Annotated in this window: 31 protein-coding genes; all 31 read left to right on the forward strand. The window is 66.1% G+C overall.

Going from position 1 to position 15,485, the window contains the following annotated elements; translation table 11 throughout:
• The coding region (locus tag ABEA67_RS00005; protein WP_486303784.1) for an EF-Tu C-terminal domain-related protein at window positions 1-127 on the forward strand (127 nt) is incomplete at its 5' end.
• Between the two features lie 5 nt (window positions 128-132).
• A complete protein-coding gene (gene rpsJ / locus ABEA67_RS00010; RefSeq protein ID WP_010886955.1) occupies window positions 133-456 on the forward strand; it encodes a 30S ribosomal protein S10 in 324 nt (107 codons plus the stop codon).
• On the forward strand, window positions 453-1,076 hold the full coding sequence (gene rplC, locus ABEA67_RS00015; protein WP_345458986.1) for a 50S ribosomal protein L3: 624 nt from the start codon (window positions 453-455) through the stop codon (window positions 1,074-1,076). Before rpsJ ends, rplC begins: the two co-directional genes overlap by 4 nt.
• A 3-nt stretch (window positions 1,077-1,079) precedes the next feature.
• The gene (gene rplD / locus ABEA67_RS00020) at window positions 1,080-1,730 is read left to right on the forward strand and encodes a 50S ribosomal protein L4 (RefSeq protein ID WP_345458988.1); all 651 of its coding nucleotides are present in this window, start codon (window positions 1,080-1,082) and stop codon (window positions 1,728-1,730) included.
• Complete coding sequence (locus ABEA67_RS00025; protein WP_345458991.1) at window positions 1,727-2,014, forward strand: 50S ribosomal protein L23; 288 nt, start codon at window positions 1,727-1,729, stop codon at window positions 2,012-2,014. Before rplD ends, ABEA67_RS00025 begins: the two co-directional genes overlap by 4 nt.
• 14 nt (window positions 2,015-2,028) lie before the next feature.
• Window positions 2,029-2,862 (forward strand): 50S ribosomal protein L2, encoded by an 834-nt coding sequence (rplB, locus tag ABEA67_RS00030; protein WP_345458994.1) that lies wholly within the window; start codon window positions 2,029-2,031, stop codon window positions 2,860-2,862.
• A gap of 12 nt (window positions 2,863-2,874) precedes the next feature.
• Window positions 2,875-3,162 (forward strand): 30S ribosomal protein S19, encoded by a 288-nt coding sequence (gene rpsS, locus ABEA67_RS00035; protein ID WP_034356066.1) that lies wholly within the window; start codon window positions 2,875-2,877, stop codon window positions 3,160-3,162.
• Window positions 3,159-3,599 (forward strand): 50S ribosomal protein L22, encoded by a 441-nt coding sequence (gene rplV, locus ABEA67_RS00040; protein ID WP_345458997.1) that lies wholly within the window; start codon window positions 3,159-3,161, stop codon window positions 3,597-3,599. Before rpsS ends, rplV begins: the two co-directional genes overlap by 4 nt.
• A 3-nt stretch (window positions 3,600-3,602) precedes the next feature.
• Window positions 3,603-4,346, forward strand: a complete 744-nt coding sequence (gene rpsC, locus ABEA67_RS00045) for a 30S ribosomal protein S3 (protein WP_345459000.1) — start codon at window positions 3,603-3,605, stop codon at window positions 4,344-4,346.
• Window positions 4,346-4,771, forward strand: a complete 426-nt coding sequence (gene rplP, locus ABEA67_RS00050) for a 50S ribosomal protein L16 (protein WP_034356060.1) — start codon at window positions 4,346-4,348, stop codon at window positions 4,769-4,771. The genes rpsC and rplP overlap by 1 nt, the downstream gene beginning before the upstream one ends.
• Entirely contained in the window at window positions 4,758-4,982 is a 225-nt protein-coding gene (rpmC, locus tag ABEA67_RS00055; RefSeq protein ID WP_345459006.1) for a 50S ribosomal protein L29, read from the forward strand. The genes rplP and rpmC overlap by 14 nt, the downstream gene beginning before the upstream one ends.
• A complete protein-coding gene (rpsQ, locus tag ABEA67_RS00060) occupies window positions 4,979-5,263 on the forward strand; it encodes a 30S ribosomal protein S17 (RefSeq protein ID WP_345459009.1) in 285 nt (94 codons plus the stop codon). Before rpmC ends, rpsQ begins: the two co-directional genes overlap by 4 nt.
• A complete protein-coding gene (gene rplN / locus ABEA67_RS00065) occupies window positions 5,260-5,664 on the forward strand; it encodes a 50S ribosomal protein L14 (RefSeq protein ID WP_345459011.1) in 405 nt (134 codons plus the stop codon). Before rpsQ ends, rplN begins: the two co-directional genes overlap by 4 nt.
• Window positions 5,664-6,011: a 50S ribosomal protein L24 gene (rplX, locus tag ABEA67_RS00070; protein WP_345459014.1), complete on the forward strand. Its 348-nt coding sequence runs from the start codon at window positions 5,664-5,666 to the stop codon at window positions 6,009-6,011. Before rplN ends, rplX begins: the two co-directional genes overlap by 1 nt.
• A gap of 59 nt (window positions 6,012-6,070) precedes the next feature.
• Window positions 6,071-6,610, forward strand: coding sequence for a 50S ribosomal protein L5 (rplE, locus tag ABEA67_RS00075; RefSeq protein ID WP_345459017.1), 540 nt, complete (start codon window positions 6,071-6,073; stop codon window positions 6,608-6,610).
• 11 nt (window positions 6,611-6,621) lie between these two features.
• A complete protein-coding gene (locus ABEA67_RS00080) occupies window positions 6,622-6,807 on the forward strand; it encodes a type Z 30S ribosomal protein S14 (RefSeq protein ID WP_345459019.1) in 186 nt (61 codons plus the stop codon).
• A 177-nt stretch (window positions 6,808-6,984) separates the two neighbouring features.
• Window positions 6,985-7,386 carry a 30S ribosomal protein S8 gene (gene rpsH, locus ABEA67_RS00085; RefSeq protein WP_345459021.1) on the forward strand — a complete coding sequence of 134 codons (402 nt, stop codon included), beginning with the start codon at window positions 6,985-6,987 and terminating at the stop codon, window positions 7,384-7,386.
• A gap of 90 nt (window positions 7,387-7,476) precedes the next feature.
• A complete protein-coding gene (rplF, locus tag ABEA67_RS00090; protein WP_345459023.1) occupies window positions 7,477-8,034 on the forward strand; it encodes a 50S ribosomal protein L6 in 558 nt (185 codons plus the stop codon).
• Entirely contained in the window at window positions 8,034-8,372 is a 339-nt protein-coding gene (rplR, locus tag ABEA67_RS00095; RefSeq protein WP_345459025.1) for a 50S ribosomal protein L18, read from the forward strand. The genes rplF and rplR overlap by 1 nt, the downstream gene beginning before the upstream one ends.
• Window positions 8,362-8,898, forward strand: a complete 537-nt coding sequence (gene rpsE / locus ABEA67_RS00100; RefSeq protein ID WP_345459027.1) for a 30S ribosomal protein S5 — start codon at window positions 8,362-8,364, stop codon at window positions 8,896-8,898. The genes rplR and rpsE overlap by 11 nt, the downstream gene beginning before the upstream one ends.
• Window positions 8,895-9,104, forward strand: coding sequence for a 50S ribosomal protein L30 (rpmD, locus tag ABEA67_RS00105; protein WP_345459029.1), 210 nt, complete (start codon window positions 8,895-8,897; stop codon window positions 9,102-9,104). Before rpsE ends, rpmD begins: the two co-directional genes overlap by 4 nt.
• Window positions 9,101-9,565 carry a 50S ribosomal protein L15 gene (gene rplO / locus ABEA67_RS00110; RefSeq protein WP_345459031.1) on the forward strand — a complete coding sequence of 155 codons (465 nt, stop codon included), beginning with the start codon at window positions 9,101-9,103 and terminating at the stop codon, window positions 9,563-9,565. Before rpmD ends, rplO begins: the two co-directional genes overlap by 4 nt.
• A gap of 1 nt (window position 9,566) precedes the next feature.
• Complete coding sequence (gene secY, locus ABEA67_RS00115) at window positions 9,567-10,892, forward strand: preprotein translocase subunit SecY (RefSeq protein ID WP_345459033.1); 1,326 nt, start codon at window positions 9,567-9,569, stop codon at window positions 10,890-10,892.
• A 158-nt stretch (window positions 10,893-11,050) separates the two neighbouring features.
• Window positions 11,051-11,644, forward strand: a complete 594-nt coding sequence (locus ABEA67_RS00120; RefSeq protein ID WP_345459036.1) for an adenylate kinase — start codon at window positions 11,051-11,053, stop codon at window positions 11,642-11,644.
• Between the two features lie 25 nt (window positions 11,645-11,669).
• The gene (locus tag ABEA67_RS00125; RefSeq protein WP_345459039.1) at window positions 11,670-12,296 is read left to right on the forward strand and encodes a hypothetical protein; all 627 of its coding nucleotides are present in this window, start codon (window positions 11,670-11,672) and stop codon (window positions 12,294-12,296) included.
• Window positions 12,297-12,435: 139 nt separating this feature from the next.
• Window positions 12,436-12,678, forward strand: coding sequence for a translation initiation factor IF-1 (gene infA / locus ABEA67_RS00130; protein ID WP_019588656.1), 243 nt, complete (start codon window positions 12,436-12,438; stop codon window positions 12,676-12,678).
• 134 nt (window positions 12,679-12,812) lie between these two features.
• On the forward strand, window positions 12,813-12,926 hold the full coding sequence (gene rpmJ, locus ABEA67_RS00135; RefSeq protein ID WP_011530969.1) for a 50S ribosomal protein L36: 114 nt from the start codon (window positions 12,813-12,815) through the stop codon (window positions 12,924-12,926).
• Between the two features lie 2 nt (window positions 12,927-12,928).
• Entirely contained in the window at window positions 12,929-13,309 is a 381-nt protein-coding gene (rpsM, locus tag ABEA67_RS00140) for a 30S ribosomal protein S13 (RefSeq protein ID WP_345459045.1), read from the forward strand.
• Between the two features lie 3 nt (window positions 13,310-13,312).
• Window positions 13,313-13,708: a 30S ribosomal protein S11 gene (gene rpsK, locus ABEA67_RS00145; protein ID WP_345459048.1), complete on the forward strand. Its 396-nt coding sequence runs from the start codon at window positions 13,313-13,315 to the stop codon at window positions 13,706-13,708.
• Between the two features lie 139 nt (window positions 13,709-13,847).
• The gene (gene rpsD, locus ABEA67_RS00150; RefSeq protein WP_345459050.1) at window positions 13,848-14,468 is read left to right on the forward strand and encodes a 30S ribosomal protein S4; all 621 of its coding nucleotides are present in this window, start codon (window positions 13,848-13,850) and stop codon (window positions 14,466-14,468) included.
• 13 nt (window positions 14,469-14,481) lie between these two features.
• The gene (locus ABEA67_RS00155) at window positions 14,482-15,483 is read left to right on the forward strand and encodes a DNA-directed RNA polymerase subunit alpha (RefSeq protein ID WP_345459053.1); all 1,002 of its coding nucleotides are present in this window, start codon (window positions 14,482-14,484) and stop codon (window positions 15,481-15,483) included.
• The last annotated feature ends 2 nt before the right edge of the window (window positions 15,484-15,485 follow it).

The following is a 15,485-nucleotide window of genomic DNA, read 5'->3' on the forward strand; positions in this document are numbered from 1 at the left end:
TGGGGACAACGTGACGTTCACGGTCGAACTGATTAAGCCCATCGCCATGGAAGAAGGCCTGCGCTTCGCCATCCGCGAAGGTGGCCGCACCGTCGGCGCCGGCGTCGTTACCAAGGTCCTGGAGTAAGCACAATGGTTGCCCCGAAGATCCGTATCAAACTGCGTGGCTTTGACCACAAGGCGCTGGACCAGTCCGCGAGCAAGATCGTGGACACGGTCCGGCGCACCGGGGCGGACGTGAGCGGTCCCGTGCCGCTCCCCACCCGCATCCGCCGCTTCACCGTGCTGCGCTCGCCCTTCAAGTACAAGGACAGCCGCGAGCACTTCGAGATTCGCACCCACAACCGTCTGGTGGACATCATGAATCCCACCAAGAAGACGATTGATTCGCTGATGACCCTCGACCTGCCCACCGGTGTGGACATCGAGATCAAGACCGTCGGGGGCCGCGCATGACCAAGGGCATCCTCGGCACCAAGATCGGCATGACCCAGATCTGGAAGGGCGACCGCGCCATTCCCGTGACGGTCGTGCTGGCTGGCCCCTGCCCGGTCGTGCAGCGCAAGACCACGCTGACCGACGGCTACGAGGCCGTGCAGATCGGCTTCGCGCCCAAGAGCGAGAAGCGCGTGACCCGCCCCGCGATGGGCCACTTCCGCAAGGCTGGCGTCGCCCCCGTGCGCTTCCTGCGCGAGTTCCGCGGCTTTTCCCCCGAGGGCGACACCGTGAACGTGGACATTTTCGCCGAGGGCGAGAAGATCGACGCGACCGGCACCAGCAAGGGCAAGGGCTTCCAGGGCGTCATGAAGCGCTGGAACTTCGCCGGTGGTCCCGCGAGCCACGGCTCCAAGAAGTGGCACCGCCGCCCCGGCTCCATCGGTCAGCGCAAGACGCCCGGCCGCGTGTACAAGGGCAAGCGTATGGCCGGTCACATGGGCATGGACCGCGTGACCGTGCAGAACCTTGAAGTGGTCGAGGTGCGCGCCGATGAGAACATCATCCTCGTGAAGGGGGCCATCCCCGGCGCGAACGGTGGTCTCGTGATGCTGCGCCAGGCCGTCAAGGGAGGCAGGTAAGACATGACGCAGATCAACGTCATCGGCAAGAACGGCGGTCGCAGCATTGACCTCGACCTGCCGGAAGTGAATCCTCACGTGCTGCATGAGGTCGTGACCTGGCAGCTCGCGGGCCGCCGCCGCGGCACCGCCAGCACCAAGACCCGCGCCCAGGTGAGCAAGAGCGGCAAGAAGATGTACAGCCAGAAGGGCACCGGCAACGCCCGCCACGGCGACCGCAGCGTCCCCACCTTCGTGGGCGGTGGCGTCGCGTTCGGCCCCAAGCCCCGCAGCTACAGCTACACCCTGCCCCGCAAGGTGCGTCAGCTCGGCCTGGCGATGGCCCTGGCCGACCGCCAGAACATGGGCAAGCTGCTGGCCGTGGACGGCTTTGACCTTGACGGCAAGACCAAGAGCTTTATCAACTGGGCTGCCCAGAACGGGCTGGACGGCAGCGAGCGCGTGCTGGTCGTCACCGACGACGAGCTGACCCGCCGTGCGGCGCGCAACGTTGCCTGGGTCACCGTGCTGCCGGTCGCGGGCCTCAACGCCTACGACATCCTGCGCCATGAGCGCCTGGTGATCGACGCGGTCGCGCTGGAGCCTGCCCAGGAACTGGAAATCGTTCCCTTCGAGGGGTCTGAAGGCAACGGGCAGGAAGGGGCCTCGCTGTGAGCCACTACGACATCATCAAGCAGCCCGTGATCAGCGAGAAGGCCTACGCGGGCATGGAGCGCGGCGTGTACTCGTTCTGGGTGGACCCCAAGGCCACCAAGACCGAGATCAAGGCGGCCGTGCAGCAGGCCTTCGGCGTGACCGTCGTGGGCATCAGCACCATGAACGTGGCGGGCAAGCGCAAGCGCGTGGGCCGCTTCATCGGGCACCGGGCAGACCGCAAAAAGGCCATCGTGCGCCTCGCGGACGGCCAGACCATTCAGGCCCTCGAGGCCCTGGCCTAAGGAGACACTGAACCATGGCTGTCAAGAAGTACCGTCCGTACACCCCCAGCCGTCGTCAGATGACGACCGCTGACTTCTCGGGCCTGACCAAGAAGCGCCCCGAGAAGGCCCTGACCGAGGCGCTCCCCAAGACGGGTGGCCGCAACAACCACGGCCGCATCACCAGCCGCTTTATCGGCGGCGGTCACAAGCGCCTGTACCGCATCATCGACTTCAAGCGCCGTGACAAGGCCAACGTGCCGGCCAAGGTCGCCGCGATCGAGTACGACCCCAACCGCAGCGCCCGCATCGCCCTGCTGCACTATGTGGACGGCGAGAAGCGCTACATCCTGGCCCCCGAGGGCCTGACGGTCGGCCAGACCGTCAACGCCGGCCCCGAGGCCGAACCCAAGCTCGGCAACGCGCTGCCCCTGCGCTTCGTGCCGGTCGGTGCGGTCGTCCACGCCGTGGAACTCGTGCCCGGCAAGGGCGCGCAGATTGCCCGCAGCGCCGGGACCAGCATCCAGGTGCAGGGCAAGGAAAGCGTCTACGTGATCCTGCGTCTGCCCAGCGGCGAACTGCGTCGCGTGCACAGCGAGTGCTACGCCACCATCGGCACCGTGGGCAACGCCGAGCACAAGAACATCGTGCTGGGTAAGGCCGGCCGCAGCCGCTGGCTGGGCCAGAAGCCGCACCAGCGCGGCAGCGCCATGAACCCGGTCGACCACCCGCACGGCGGTGGTGAAGGCCGCACCGGCGCGGGCCGCGTGCCCGTGTCCCCCTGGGGTCAGCCCGCCAAGGGCCTCAAGACCCGCAAGAAGCGCAAGATCAGCGACCGCTTCATCATCACCCGCCGCGGCGGGAAGTAAGGAGGGGAGAGCATGCCCCGTAGCCTGAAGAAAGGCCCGTTCGTGGATGACCACCTCCTGAAGAAGGTGGACGCCCAGAACGAGCGCAAGGACAAGCGTGTCATCAAGACCTGGTCGAGACGCTCGACCATCGTGCCCGAGATGATCGGCCACACCATCGCGGTCCACAACGGCAAGCAGCATGTGCCGGTCTTCGTGAACGAGCAGATGATCGGCCACAAGCTCGGCGAGTTCTCGCCCACCCGCGCCTACCGCGGGCACGGCGCGGACAAGAACGCCAAGGGGAGCAAGAAGAAATGACCGCCCCCACCTCCAACGCTGTCGCCCTGGAACAGACCTACCGTAACAAGAAGCAGCGCAAGCAGCAGCAGAAGCTGCGCCGCCCCGGCTACGCCGTCGCCAAGTACGTGCGTATGTCGCCCCGCAAGGTGCGCCTGGTCGTGGACGTGATCCGCGGCAAGAGCGTCGCGGAGGCCGAGGACCTGCTGCGCTTCATCCCCAAGAGCGCGTCTGAACCCGTCGCCAAGGTGCTCAAGAGCGCCAAGAGCAACGCGATCAACAACGATGAGATGCTCGAAGACCGCCTGGTCATCACGGCGGCCTACGTGGACGCCGGCCCGACCCTCAAGCGCCTGATTCCCCGCGCGCGCGGCAGTGCCAACATCATCAAGAAGCGCACCAGCCACATCACGATCATCGTGGGCGAACGCGAGAGCCTCAACAGGAAGGGCAGCTAAGCTATGGGCAACAAGATCAACCCCAACGGCTTCCGCCTGGGCATCACCAAGGGCTGGAACAGCCGCTGGTACGCCGGCAAGAAGCAGTACAGCCAGCTTCTCAAGGAAGACGAGAAGATCCGCCGTCTGGTCGGCAAGAAGCTCGCTGCCGCCGGCATCGCCCGCATCGAGATCGAGCGCGCGGGCCAGCAGGTCAACGTGATCATCAGCGCGGCCAAGCCCGGCATCGTGATCGGCAAGGGCGGCGAGAGCATCAAGCAGCTGCGCGGTGACATCGAGCGCCTCGTCAGCGCGGGCACGGTGGCCGTGAACGTCGCCGAGATTCCCAACCCCAACATCAGCGCGCCCCTGGTGGCCCTGCGAATCGCCGAGCAGATCGAGCGCCGCTTCGCCTTCCGCCGCGCGATGAAGCAGGCCGCGCAGCGCGTGATGGAGTCGGGTGCCCGCGGCGTCAAGATCATCCTGTCGGGCCGCCTGGGCGGGGCCGAGCAGGCCCGCACGGAAAAGGTGCTCGAAGGTCGCGTGCCGCTGCACACGCTGCGCGCCGACATCGACTACGGCACCGCGCTGGCCCGCACGACCTACGGCATCCTGGGCATCAAGGTGCTGGTGTTCAACGGTGAGGTCATCGGTGGCCGCACCGAGACACTGGCCCGCCCGCCCCGCCGCGATGACCGCCGCCCCGAGGGTGGCGACCGTCCCAACCGCCGCCGCCCCAGCGCGCGGCGTCGTCCCGGAGGTGAGTGATGCTTCTTCCGAAGCGCACCAAGTACCGCAAGCAGTTCCGTGGCCGCATGACCGGCGACGCCAAGGGTGGCGACTACGTCGCCTTCGGTGACTACGGCCTGATCGCGCTGGAACCCGCCTGGATCCGCAGCAACCAGATCGAGGCGTGCCGCATCGTAATGAGCCGTCACTTCCGCCGCGGCGGCAAGATCTACATCCGCATCTTCCCCGACAAGCCGGTGACCAAGAAGCCCGCCGAAACCCGAATGGGTAAAGGTAAGGGTGCCGTGGAGTACTGGGTCAGCGTCGTGAAGCCGGGCCGCGTGATGTTCGAGGTGTCCGGCGTGACCGAGGAGCAGGCCAAGGAAGCTTTCCGCCTGGCCGGTCACAAGCTGCCCATCCAGACCAAGATGGTCAAGCGCGAGGTTTACGATGAAGCCCAGTGACATGCGTAACCTGGGAGCCGCCGATTTCGACCGCGAGATCGACGCCCGCAAGAAGGAACTGATGGAGCTGCGTTTCCAGGCGGCGCTGGGCCAGCTGGCCCAGCCCCACCGCGTCCAGCAGCTCCGCCGCGAAGTCGCCCAGCTCAACACGATCCGCAGCGAGCAGAACCGCGCCGCGCGGGTGAGCGCCCTCACGGGAGAGCAGCAATGAAAAAGACCTTCACGGGTGTCGTGGTGAGCGACAAGGCCGACAAGACCGTCAGCGTCAAGGTCGAGCGCCGCTTTGCCCACCCCCTGTACGGCAAGGTCGTCACGCGCAGCCACAAGTACGCCGCGCACGACGAGCAAAACGAGTACCGGATCGGTGACCGCGTCGAGATTATCGCGGTGCGCCCGATCAGCAAGACCAAGACCTGGAAGGTCACGCGCCTGATCGAGCGTCCCCGCGGCATCGAGACGACGGCGGTCGAGACGGAAGGCGGTAACGCATGATCATGCCCCAGTCCCGCCTCGACGTGGCGGACAACAGCGGCGCGCGCGAGCTGATGTGCATTCGTGTGCTGAACAGCGGCATCGGCGGCAAGGGCCTCACCACGGGTGGCGGTGGCAACAAGCGCTATGCCCACGTGGGCGACATCATCGTCGCCAGCGTCAAGGATGCCGCCCCCCGCGGCGCAGTGAAGGCCGGTGACGTGGTCAAGGCTGTGGTCGTGCGCACCAGCCACGCCATCAAGCGTCAGGACGGCAGCACCATCCGCTTCGACAAGAACGCCGCCGTCATCATCAACAACCAGGGCGAGCCTCGCGGCACGCGCGTGTTCGGGCCGGTGGCCCGCGAGCTGCGCGACCGCCGCTTCATGAAGATCGTGTCCCTGGCCCCGGAGGTGCTGTAATGCCCCGTCCCAGCGCCGGAAGCCACCACAACGACAAGCTGCACGTCAAGAAGGGTGACACCGTCATCGTGCTGCGCGGCAAGCACAAGGGCCAGACCGGCAAGGTGCTGCTCGCGCTGCCCCGCGACGCGAAGGTGGTCGTCGAGGGCGTGAACATGGTCACCAAGCACGTCAAGCCCAGTGCCACCAACCCCAGCGGCGGCATGGAGCAGCGCGAGGGTGCCCTGCACGCCAGCAAGGTCGCGCTGGTCGACCCCGAGACCGGCAAGGCCACCCGCATCCGCAAGCAGATCGTGGACGGCAAGAAGGTCCGCGTCGCGGTGGCGAGCGGCAAGGTCATCGACTGACTTTGGGCCACGCCCAGGCGTGAACCCGGGCGACGAAGTCCGCCCGAAGAGAGGCAAACATGCAGACGCTCAAAGCGAAGTACAACGAGCAGGTCAAGCCCGCGCTGATGCAGCAGTTCGGCTACTCCAGCGTGATGGCCGTGCCCCGCATCGAGAAGATCGTGATCAACGAGGGCCTCGGCAGCAGCAAGGAAGACAGCAAGGCCATCGACAAGGCCGCGCGTGAACTCGGCCTGATCACCCTCCAGAAGCCCATCATCACCAAGGCCAAGAAGAGCATCAGCAACTTCAAGCTGCGCCAGGGCATGCCCGTGGGCGTCAAGGTCACGCTGCGCGGCGAGCGCATGTATGTGTTCCTGGAAAAGCTGATCAACATCGGCCTGCCCCGCATCCGCGATTTCCGTGGGATCAACCCCAACGCCTTTGACGGCCGTGGCAACTACAACCTCGGCATCAAGGAGCAACTGATCTTCCCGGAGATCACCTATGATATGGTCGACAAGGTGCGCGGGATGGACATCACCATCGTGACCACCGCGAAGACCGACGAGGAAGCCCGCGCGCTGCTCCAGGCGATGGGTCTTCCGTTCCGCAAGTAAGGACAGACCTCATGGCGAATACCTCTAAAGTTGTGAAGGCGGAGCGCGGCCACAAGTTTGCCGTGCAGAACTACAACCGCTGCTCCCGCTGTGGCCGCGCCCGTGGCTACTACCGTTTCTTCGGCATGTGCCGCATCTGCATCCGCGAGCTGGCACACAAGGGCGAACTGCCCGGCGTGAAGAAAGCAAGCTGGTAAGACCCCATCCGGATACGAACCACCCCACTTTGGGTGGTGATCGTCCGGCACCGGGAGAAGGACCCAACAGAAGAAGCGCCCGCCCAAGCGGCTGGACCACGTTCTTTGGGAAGACCCGGGAAGCTGTTCAAGGGCAGCTTCCCCCCCGCCCGGGGCTTTCAGGCCCCCGGAGGCATCATGCTGAGTGATCCCATCGCCGACATGCTCACGCGCATTCGCAACGCGACGCGCACCCACAAGGAGAGCGTCGACATCCCGGCCTCCAAGTTCAAGGAGCAGCTTGCCCGCCTGCTGGTGCAGGAAGGCTACGTCGCCTCGGTCGAGCGCACCCGCCCCGAAGGCCAGAAGTTCGACGTGCTGCGCCTGACCCTCAAGTACGGTCAGAAGCGCGAACAGGTGATCAAGCACATCGAGCGCATCAGCCGTCCCGGCCGCCGCGCCTACGTGAGTGCCGAGAACCTGCCCCGCATCCAGCGCGGCCTGGGCCTCGCGGTCGTCTCGACCAGCAAGGGCCTGCTTCCCGACCGTGAAGCCCGCAAGCAGGGCATCGGCGGCGAAGTCGTCTGCGTCGTCTGGTAAAGCTCGTAAGGCGCAAGCCCCCTCGCCCTGACCTCGGAACCCGGCCAGGAGCTGCGGTTCACGAACTTAAGGCCTTCAAGGAGGACATCCATGTCCCGCATCGGTAAACAACCCATCGCCGTGCCCAGCGGCGTGACTGTGAACGCCGACAACGGTGTGTTCACGGTCAAGGGGCCTAAGGGGGAACTGACGGTTCCCTACAACCCGGCCCTGAACATCACGAACGAAAACGGGCAACTGCTCGTCACGCGCCCCAGCGACCGTCAGGAGCACCGCGCCCTGCACGGCCTGACCCGCAGCCTGGTCGCCAACGCCGTCAAGGGCGTCAGCGATGGCTACACCATCAACCTCGAACTGCGCGGCGTGGGTTACCGCGCCCGCCTGGCGGGCAGGAACCTCGAACTGACCATCGGCTACAGCCACCCGGTCGTGATCGAGCCGCCCCAGGGCGTGACCTTTACGGTGCCCGAACCCACCCGCATCGACGTGAGCGGCATCGACAAGCAGCTCGTCGGCCAGGTGGCCGCGAATGTCCGCAAGGTCCGCAAGCCCGACGTCTACCACGGCAAGGGTGTGCGCTTCGTCGGCGAACAGATCGCCCTCAAGGCCGGTAAGGCCGGTGCCACGGGCGGGAAAGGGAAGAAGTAATGGCGACCCAGACTGCCGTTCGGCGCAAGCTGCGCGCCCGCCGCAAGGTGCGCGTCGCGGCCGGGGAGCGTCCCCGCCTCAGCGTGTTCCGCTCCAGCAAGCACATCTACGCCCAGATCATCGACGACACCACGGGCACGACCCTGGTGGCTGCCAGCAGCAGCGCCGTCAAGACGGGCACCAAGACCGACACCGCCGCTGCGGTTGGCCGGGCACTCGCCGAAGCCGCCGCCGCCCAGGGTGTGAAGCAGGTCGTATTCGACCGCGGCCAGTACAAGTACCACGGCCGGGTCAAAGCGCTCGCGGATGCGGCGCGGGAGGGTGGCCTTGACTTTTAACCGTCGGAATGACCGCGAGCGCGAGACCAGCGAATTCGAAGAGAAGATGCTGTTCGTCAACCGCACGTCCAAGACCTATCAGGGTGGTCGCCGCTTCCGCTTCGCCGCGCTGGTGATCCTGGGTGACCGCAACGGTCGCGTCGGGATGGGCATCGGCAAAGCCAAGGAAGTGCCGGTCGCGATTGAAAAGGCCAAGGCCATCGCGCGCAAGAACATGATCACCGTGCCCGTCGAGAACGGCACGATTCCCCACGACATCGTCGGCGAGAACAGCACCAGCCGCGTGCTGCTCAAGCCCGCCGGTCCCGGTACCGGCGTGATCGCGGGCACCGTGCCCCGCAGCATCGCGGAACTGGCGGGCATCACCAACCTGCTCAGCAAGGAACTCGGCAGCCGCAACAAGGTCAACGTGGCCTACGCCGTGTTCGACGGCCTCAAGAACCTCCGCACGGCCAAGCAGGTGCGGGCCATGCGTGGCGAGCCGGTCCAGGCCGCGGCCCCGGTCCCGGTGGGAGGTGCCCAGTGACCGCCCAGACCACGGACACCCAGACCACGGGCACGACCGTCAAGGTCACCCTCAAGCGCAGCGTGATCGGTCGCCCCAAGAACCAGGTGGAGACCGTCAAGGCGCTCGGCCTGAAGAAGATCGGCGACAGCCGTGAACTGACGGACACCCCCGCGATCCGCGGGATGATCAAGACCGTCGAACATCTGGTGGAGGTGGAAGCGTGAAGCTCCACGATTTGACCCCCGCGCCCGGTAGCCGCAAGAACCGCAAGCGCGTCGGCCGTGGCCCCGGCGGCACTGACAAGACCGCCGGACGCGGCCACAAGGGCCAGAAGTCGCGCAGCGGTGCGGGCAAGGGTTCCTTCTTCGAAGGTGGCCGCAGCACGCTGATCAGCCGTCTGCCCAAGCGCGGGTTCAACAACGTCGGCACGACCTACGAGGTCATCAACCTGAACCAGCTCGCGAATCTGGAGGGGGATACCTTTGATCGCGCGGCGCTGGAACTCGCCGGGCTGGTGCGCCGCAAGAACCGTCCCGTGAAGCTGCTCGGGCGCGGCGAAGTGTCGCGCGCCGTGACGGTCCACGTGGACGCGGCCAGCGAGGCCGCCGTCCGTGCCGTGGAAGCGGCAGGTGGCCGCGTGGTGATCGCCCAGGCCGCCAGCGAACAGACCGAGCAGGCGGGCTAACATGCTGCGCGCCTTCCGCGACGCGTTCCGGATTCCGGACCTCCGGCGGAAGATTGTCTTCACCCTGCTGCTCCTCGCCGTATTCCGCCTCGGAAGCGCCATCCCGACGCCCGGCGTGAACACGGCAGCCCTCCAACAGGCCACCTCGGGTGGCCTCTTTGGGTTGATCAGCCTGATCTCGGGCGGCAATCTTTCGCAGTTCTCGATCTTCGCGCTGGGGGTGCTGCCGTACATCACGGCCAGCATCGTCATTCAGCTCCTGACCACCACCGTTCCCGCGCTGGAAAAGCTCAGCAAGGAAGGGGAGGAGGGGCGCAAGAAGATCAACCAGTACACCCGCTACGCCGCCATCGCTCTGGGTGCGGCGCAGGCGCTGTTCTTCTCGCTGTACATCACCAGCAACCCGCAGTTCATCGCAGTGGGCTGGGACCCCGGCCCCTTTACCGTGGTGGTGATGGTGCTGACGCAGGTGGCGGGCATTGCCCTGACCATGTGGATCGGGGAGCGCATCACCGAGGTGGGCGTGGGCAACGGCATCAGCCTGATCATCACGGCGGGCATCATCGCCCGGTACCCGCAGGAGATTGCCGCCACCGGCCAGCTCTTCCGGACCGACCAGGTGTCGCTGCTCCAGATCGTGGCCTTTATCGCCGTGATTCTGGCGACCATCGCCGGGATCGTGTACGTGTACCAGGGCGAGCGCCGCGTGCCGGTCACCTATGCCCGTGCGCGTGGCGGTGCCCCCGGCGGCGCGGCCCGCAACCTGGGCGGGCAGGCCACCTGGCTGCCGATCAAGGTGAACCAGGCGGGCGTGATCCCGGTGATTTTCGCCAGCGCCATGCTGATCATTCCCAACTTGATCGCCAGCGCCACGGCGACCCGCGCGCCGGAGGTCAATGCCTTTATCCAGACGTACCTGACGGCGGGCAGCCCCTGGTACATCGTGCTGGAGGCCCTGCTGATCTTCGGGTTCACGTACCTGTACAACAGCGTGCAGTTCGATCCCCGGCGCATCAGCGAGCAGCTCCGTGAGTCGGGCGGCTTCATTCCCGGTGTGCGGCCCGGCACGCCGACCGCCGAGTTCCTGGGCAGCATCAGCGGCCGCCTGAGCCTGTGGGGCGCGATCTTCCTGGTGGTGCTGACCGTGGTGCCCCAGGTCGTGCAGCGGCTCACCGGCATCACCACCTTCCAGTTCAGCGGCACCGGCCTGCTGATCATCGTGGGTGTGGCCCTCGAAACCCTGAAGCAGCTTGAGGCGCAACTGACGGTTCGCCGCTACGACGGCTTCATCAGCAAGGGCCGCATTCGCGGTCGCCTGCCCAACTGAAGTTCCCGTTCGTGCCCCTCGCAGAGCCGCTCACCCGTGTGGTGGGCGGTTTTGCCGTATGGCCCGTCATCCGCGTCACCTGGGCGGGGACAGAGCTGAGCAGGAACGTGCCGCTTTTCACGCGCCGGCCCTATGCTGTAGAGACTGAAGGAGGAACGATGACTCAACCCAGAAACAAGGTCGTGATTTTCCTCGGCCCGCCCGGCGCGGGCAAGGGCACCCAGGCCGAACGCCTCGCCCGCGAGCAGCATCTGACCAAGATCAGCACCGGCGATATTCTGCGCGACCATGTGGCGCGCGGAACCGAACTCGGGCAGCGGGTCAAACCGCTTCTGGATGCCGGGCAACTGGTCCCGGACGACATCCTGATCGCCCTGATCCGCGACCGCTTGGCCGGGATGGAGCCGGTGCGCGTGATCTTTGACGGCTTTCCCCGCACCTGCGCGCAGGCCCAGGCCCTCGACATGCTGCTGGAGGAGCTGGGGGCACCCGTGAGCGCGGTGCCGCTGCTGGAGGTTCCCGACGAGGTGCTGATCGAGCGCATCGTGGACCGGGGACGCCAGGCGGCCGCACGCGGCGAACCGGTCCGCAGCGACGACACCGAGGAGGTCGCCCGCAAGCGCCAGCAGGTCTACCGCGAGCAGACCCAGCCCCTGATCGACTACTACGGGGCGCGCAGCCACCTGCGGCACGTGGACGGTGTGGGCAGCATGGACGAGGTCTATGACCGCATCATGCAGACCATGCGCTGAGCGAGAAGGGGCACGGCCAGGGGGCGTGGAGAGGTTCGGCTTCTCCACGCCCCCGGCCTTTGAAGGGGAGGAAAGCGTGGGGCACCGCGGCAACTTTCTGCTCGTCGAACAGGGTCAGGTGTTGGGAGGCAGCACCAAGAACCAGGGGTTTACCCTGGACCTCCCCGGCCTCGTCGCCCACGGTGAGGCGCACGTGGTGGGCTGGCTCAGGCGGCAAGAGCTGCGGCCCCAGCCTGGACCTGACCTCTGGGACGAGATCTTCACAGAAGCGGCGCTGCTGGCGAACCTCGACCGGCGAGAGCTGATTCTGGGCTTCTGGCAGTGGCTCCCCGCGTCCCCGCCGCTTCTGCCTGATGTTCTCGGCTGCATGTTCACTGAGTTCGTGAACTATCCCGACATGTGGGGCGTCTTTGTCGACATCATGCAGCCGCTTTGGCCGGGCTGGCAAATCACGCTGGCCTTGCCCGCTGAGTTTGCCGTGCAGGAGTGCATTCTGACCTGTATAGCCGCCCTCAAGCCACCCCTGATTCAGGATGCAGCGCGTCCACCGCGCAGTTTCCTGAGCGAAACGCAGAAGCGGCTGGGCTTTCGTCTGGCCTTTTCCCTGGCGCTGGGTGAGAGGTCTGAGGCCTTCCGCCGTCTGAACCTCTGACACACGCGGCCGCCGGAGCGGCAACATGTACCCCACCCCTGGGCTGAGCTGATAACCTCCCCTTGCTTCCCGCTCCCGCTTCATGCTAACTTTTCCTTTGGCTTGTATCAGGCCTGGAGGTTGCGTGGCGAGACGAAAGATGCCGGAACAGCGGGAGAAGCGTAAGAAGGAAGAGTCCGATACCGTGCGGGCCGAGGGCGTGGTCGAAGAGGCGCTGCCCAACACCACGTTCCGGGTGAAGCTGGACACCGGGCACGACATTCTGGCGTACATCAGCGGCAAGATGCGGATTCACTACATCCGGATTCTGCCGGGGGACCGCGTGGTTCTGGAGATCAGCCCGTACGACACGTCGCGCGGGCGCATCGTCTACCGCAAGTAACGTCCGGGCACAGGTACCCAACAGATTCCCCGCGACAGCCAGCAGGCGGGACAGGGGGGTCGAGCGCTGCCGGGCGCGTGGTCACGGCCTAGGAGCAGGGTGGGCCATGACGTGGGGCGGCGCGAGGAGGAAGCATGAAAGTTCGCAGCAGTGTCAAGAGAATGTGCGACAACTGCAAGGTGATCCGCCGCCACGGGCGCGTGCTGGTCATCTGCACCAACGTCAAGCACAAGCAGAGGCAGGGCTAAGCATGGCGCGTATTGCCGGTGTTGACCTTCCGCGCGAGAAGCGCGTCGAGATCGCCCTGACCTACATCTACGGGATCGGCCTGACCCGCTCCAAGGAAGTCCTCGCGCAGACGGGCGTGAACCCCGATACCCGCGTGAAGAACCTCAGCGAGGCCGAACAGTCCACCCTGCGTGACGCCATCGAGAAGACCTACAAGGTCGAGGGCGACCTGCGCAGCGAGGTGGGCCAGAACATCAAGCGTCTGATGGACATCGGCGCGTACCGGGGCCTGCGTCACCGCCGCGGCCTGCCCGTGCGCGGCCAGCGCACCAAGACGAATGCCCGCACCCGCAAGGGGCCGCGCAAGACCGTCGCTGGCAAGAAGAAAGCGACGAGGAAGTAAGCCATGGCGAAACCCACCAAAGGCAAGACGCCGCGCCGCGCCCGCCGCAACATCAGCGCGGGCCGCGCGTATGTGCACGCGAGCTACAACAACACCATCGTGACCATCACTGACCTCGACGGCAACTCCGTCGCCTGGTCGAGCGGCGGCACCATCGGCTACAAGGGCAGCAAGAAGGGCACGCCCTACGCGGCCCAGCTCGCCGCCGCCGACGCGGTGAAAAAGGCCCAGCAGACCTTCGGCATGAACATCGTGGACGTGATTGTGCGCGGCACGGGCTCGGGCCGCGAGCAGGCAATCCGCGCGATTCAGGCCTCCGGCATCGAAGTGAAGTCCATCATGGACGACAGCCCCGTGCCCCACAACGGCTGCCGCCCCAAGAAGAAGTTCCGCGCCTAAGTGTTGGTTCACTAGGGCACCGCGCGCGCCCACCTGCCCCGCTTCCGTCTGAGCCGTCACCACCGGCGAGGAGGCGGGCACCAGAGGGCCGCATGACCCGGCCAGGTTCAGCCTGAGCCGCAGCACAGAGGAGAAGTACATGGGTCGTTTCCGTGGTTCCATCACCAAGCTCAGCCGCCGCGAGGGCATCAACCTCGCGGAGACCGAGAAAGTCCAGAAGTACCTCGACCGCCGCCCCTACGCGCCCGGCCAGCACGGCCAGCGCCGGGGTCGGGGCCGTCCCAGCGACTACAGCGTGCGTCTGCGTGAAAAGCAGAAGCTCGCCCGCCTGTACGGCATGAACGAGAAGCAGTTCCGCAACCTCTTCGAGGAAGCCGCGAACGTGCCCGGCGTGACCGGCACGGTGTTCCTGCAACTGCTGGAGCGCCGCCTGGACAACGTCGTGTTCCGCATGGGCTTTGCCAGCACCCGCCGCCAGGCCCGGCAGTTCGTCGGTCACGGCCACGTGCTGGTCAACGGCAAGAAGGTCGACATCGCCAGCTACCGCGTCAAGATCGGCGACGAGATCAGCGTCAGCGACAAGAGCCGCTCGATGGGCTTTATCCAGGAGAACATGGAGGCGCAAAAGCGCCGCCGCACCAGCCCCTGGATCGAACTGAACCCCGATACTTTCAGCGGCACCTTCGTGCGCCTGCCCGCGCGCGAGGACCTCGCCCTGCCTATCAACGAGAACTTCATCATCGAGTATTACTCGCGCTAATACGGAGGCCCCAGTGGATCAAAAGCGCCCTCAACTCAAAGCCCGCGTCAACGGAGATTACGGCGAGTTCGTGCTCGAACCGCTTACGCGCGGCTACGGCGTCACCATCGGGAATCCCATCCGGCGCATCCTGATGTCCTCGATCCCCGGCACCGCCGTGACGAGCGTGTACATCGAAGATGTCCTGCACGAGTTTTCCACCATCCCCGGCGTCAAGGAAGACGTCATCCGGCTGATCCTGAATCTCAAGGAACTCGTCGTGAAGTTCCACGCGCCCGGCCCCAAGACCCTGACCCTGCGCGCGCAGGGCGAGGGCGTGGTCAAGGCCAGCGCCTTTGAGGTGCCCAGTGACGCCGAGATCGTCAACCCTGACCTGACCATCGCCACCCTGGCCGAGGACGGCAAGCTGGTGATGGAGGTGCGCGTCGAGGAGGGCGAGGGCTACGTTCCCGCCGACAAGCACGCCACCAAGGACCGGATCAACTCCATCCCGGTGGACGCTGTCTTTTCGCCGGTGCGCCGCGTCGCCTACCACGTGGAAAACACCCGCGTGGGCCAGCAGACCGACCTGGACCGCCTGATTCTGCGTGTCTGGACCGACGGCAGCGTCGGCCCGCAGGACACGTTGGACAAGGCCGTCGAGATTCTGCGTGACGAGCTGACGGTGTTCGGCAACGTGGAGACGCTGCCCGCGGCCGCCGTGCCCGAGGTGCAGCCGGTCTACACGCCCGCTGCCGTGCCGGTCACCAGCGGCTACGACCTGCCCCGCCAGCCGGAACTCAGCATCAACCCCCAGCCGTACCCCGCCGACCACGACACGCCCCGCGTGACGCTGGAGGGCCTGGGCCTGACCACCCGCGTGCTGCACTCCCTCAAGGAGGAAGGCATCGACAGTGTGGACGCCCTGTGCGCCCTGTCCGACCGCGACCTGAAAAAGGTGCCCGGCATCGGTGAGCGCAGCCTGGACGAGATCAAGCAGCAGCTCGCCCAGTTCGGCCTGGCCCTCAGAGACTAATT

It is taken from the genome of Deinococcus carri (assembly GCF_039545055.1).
Lineage (GTDB): Bacteria > Deinococcota > Deinococci > Deinococcales > Deinococcaceae > Deinococcus > Deinococcus carri.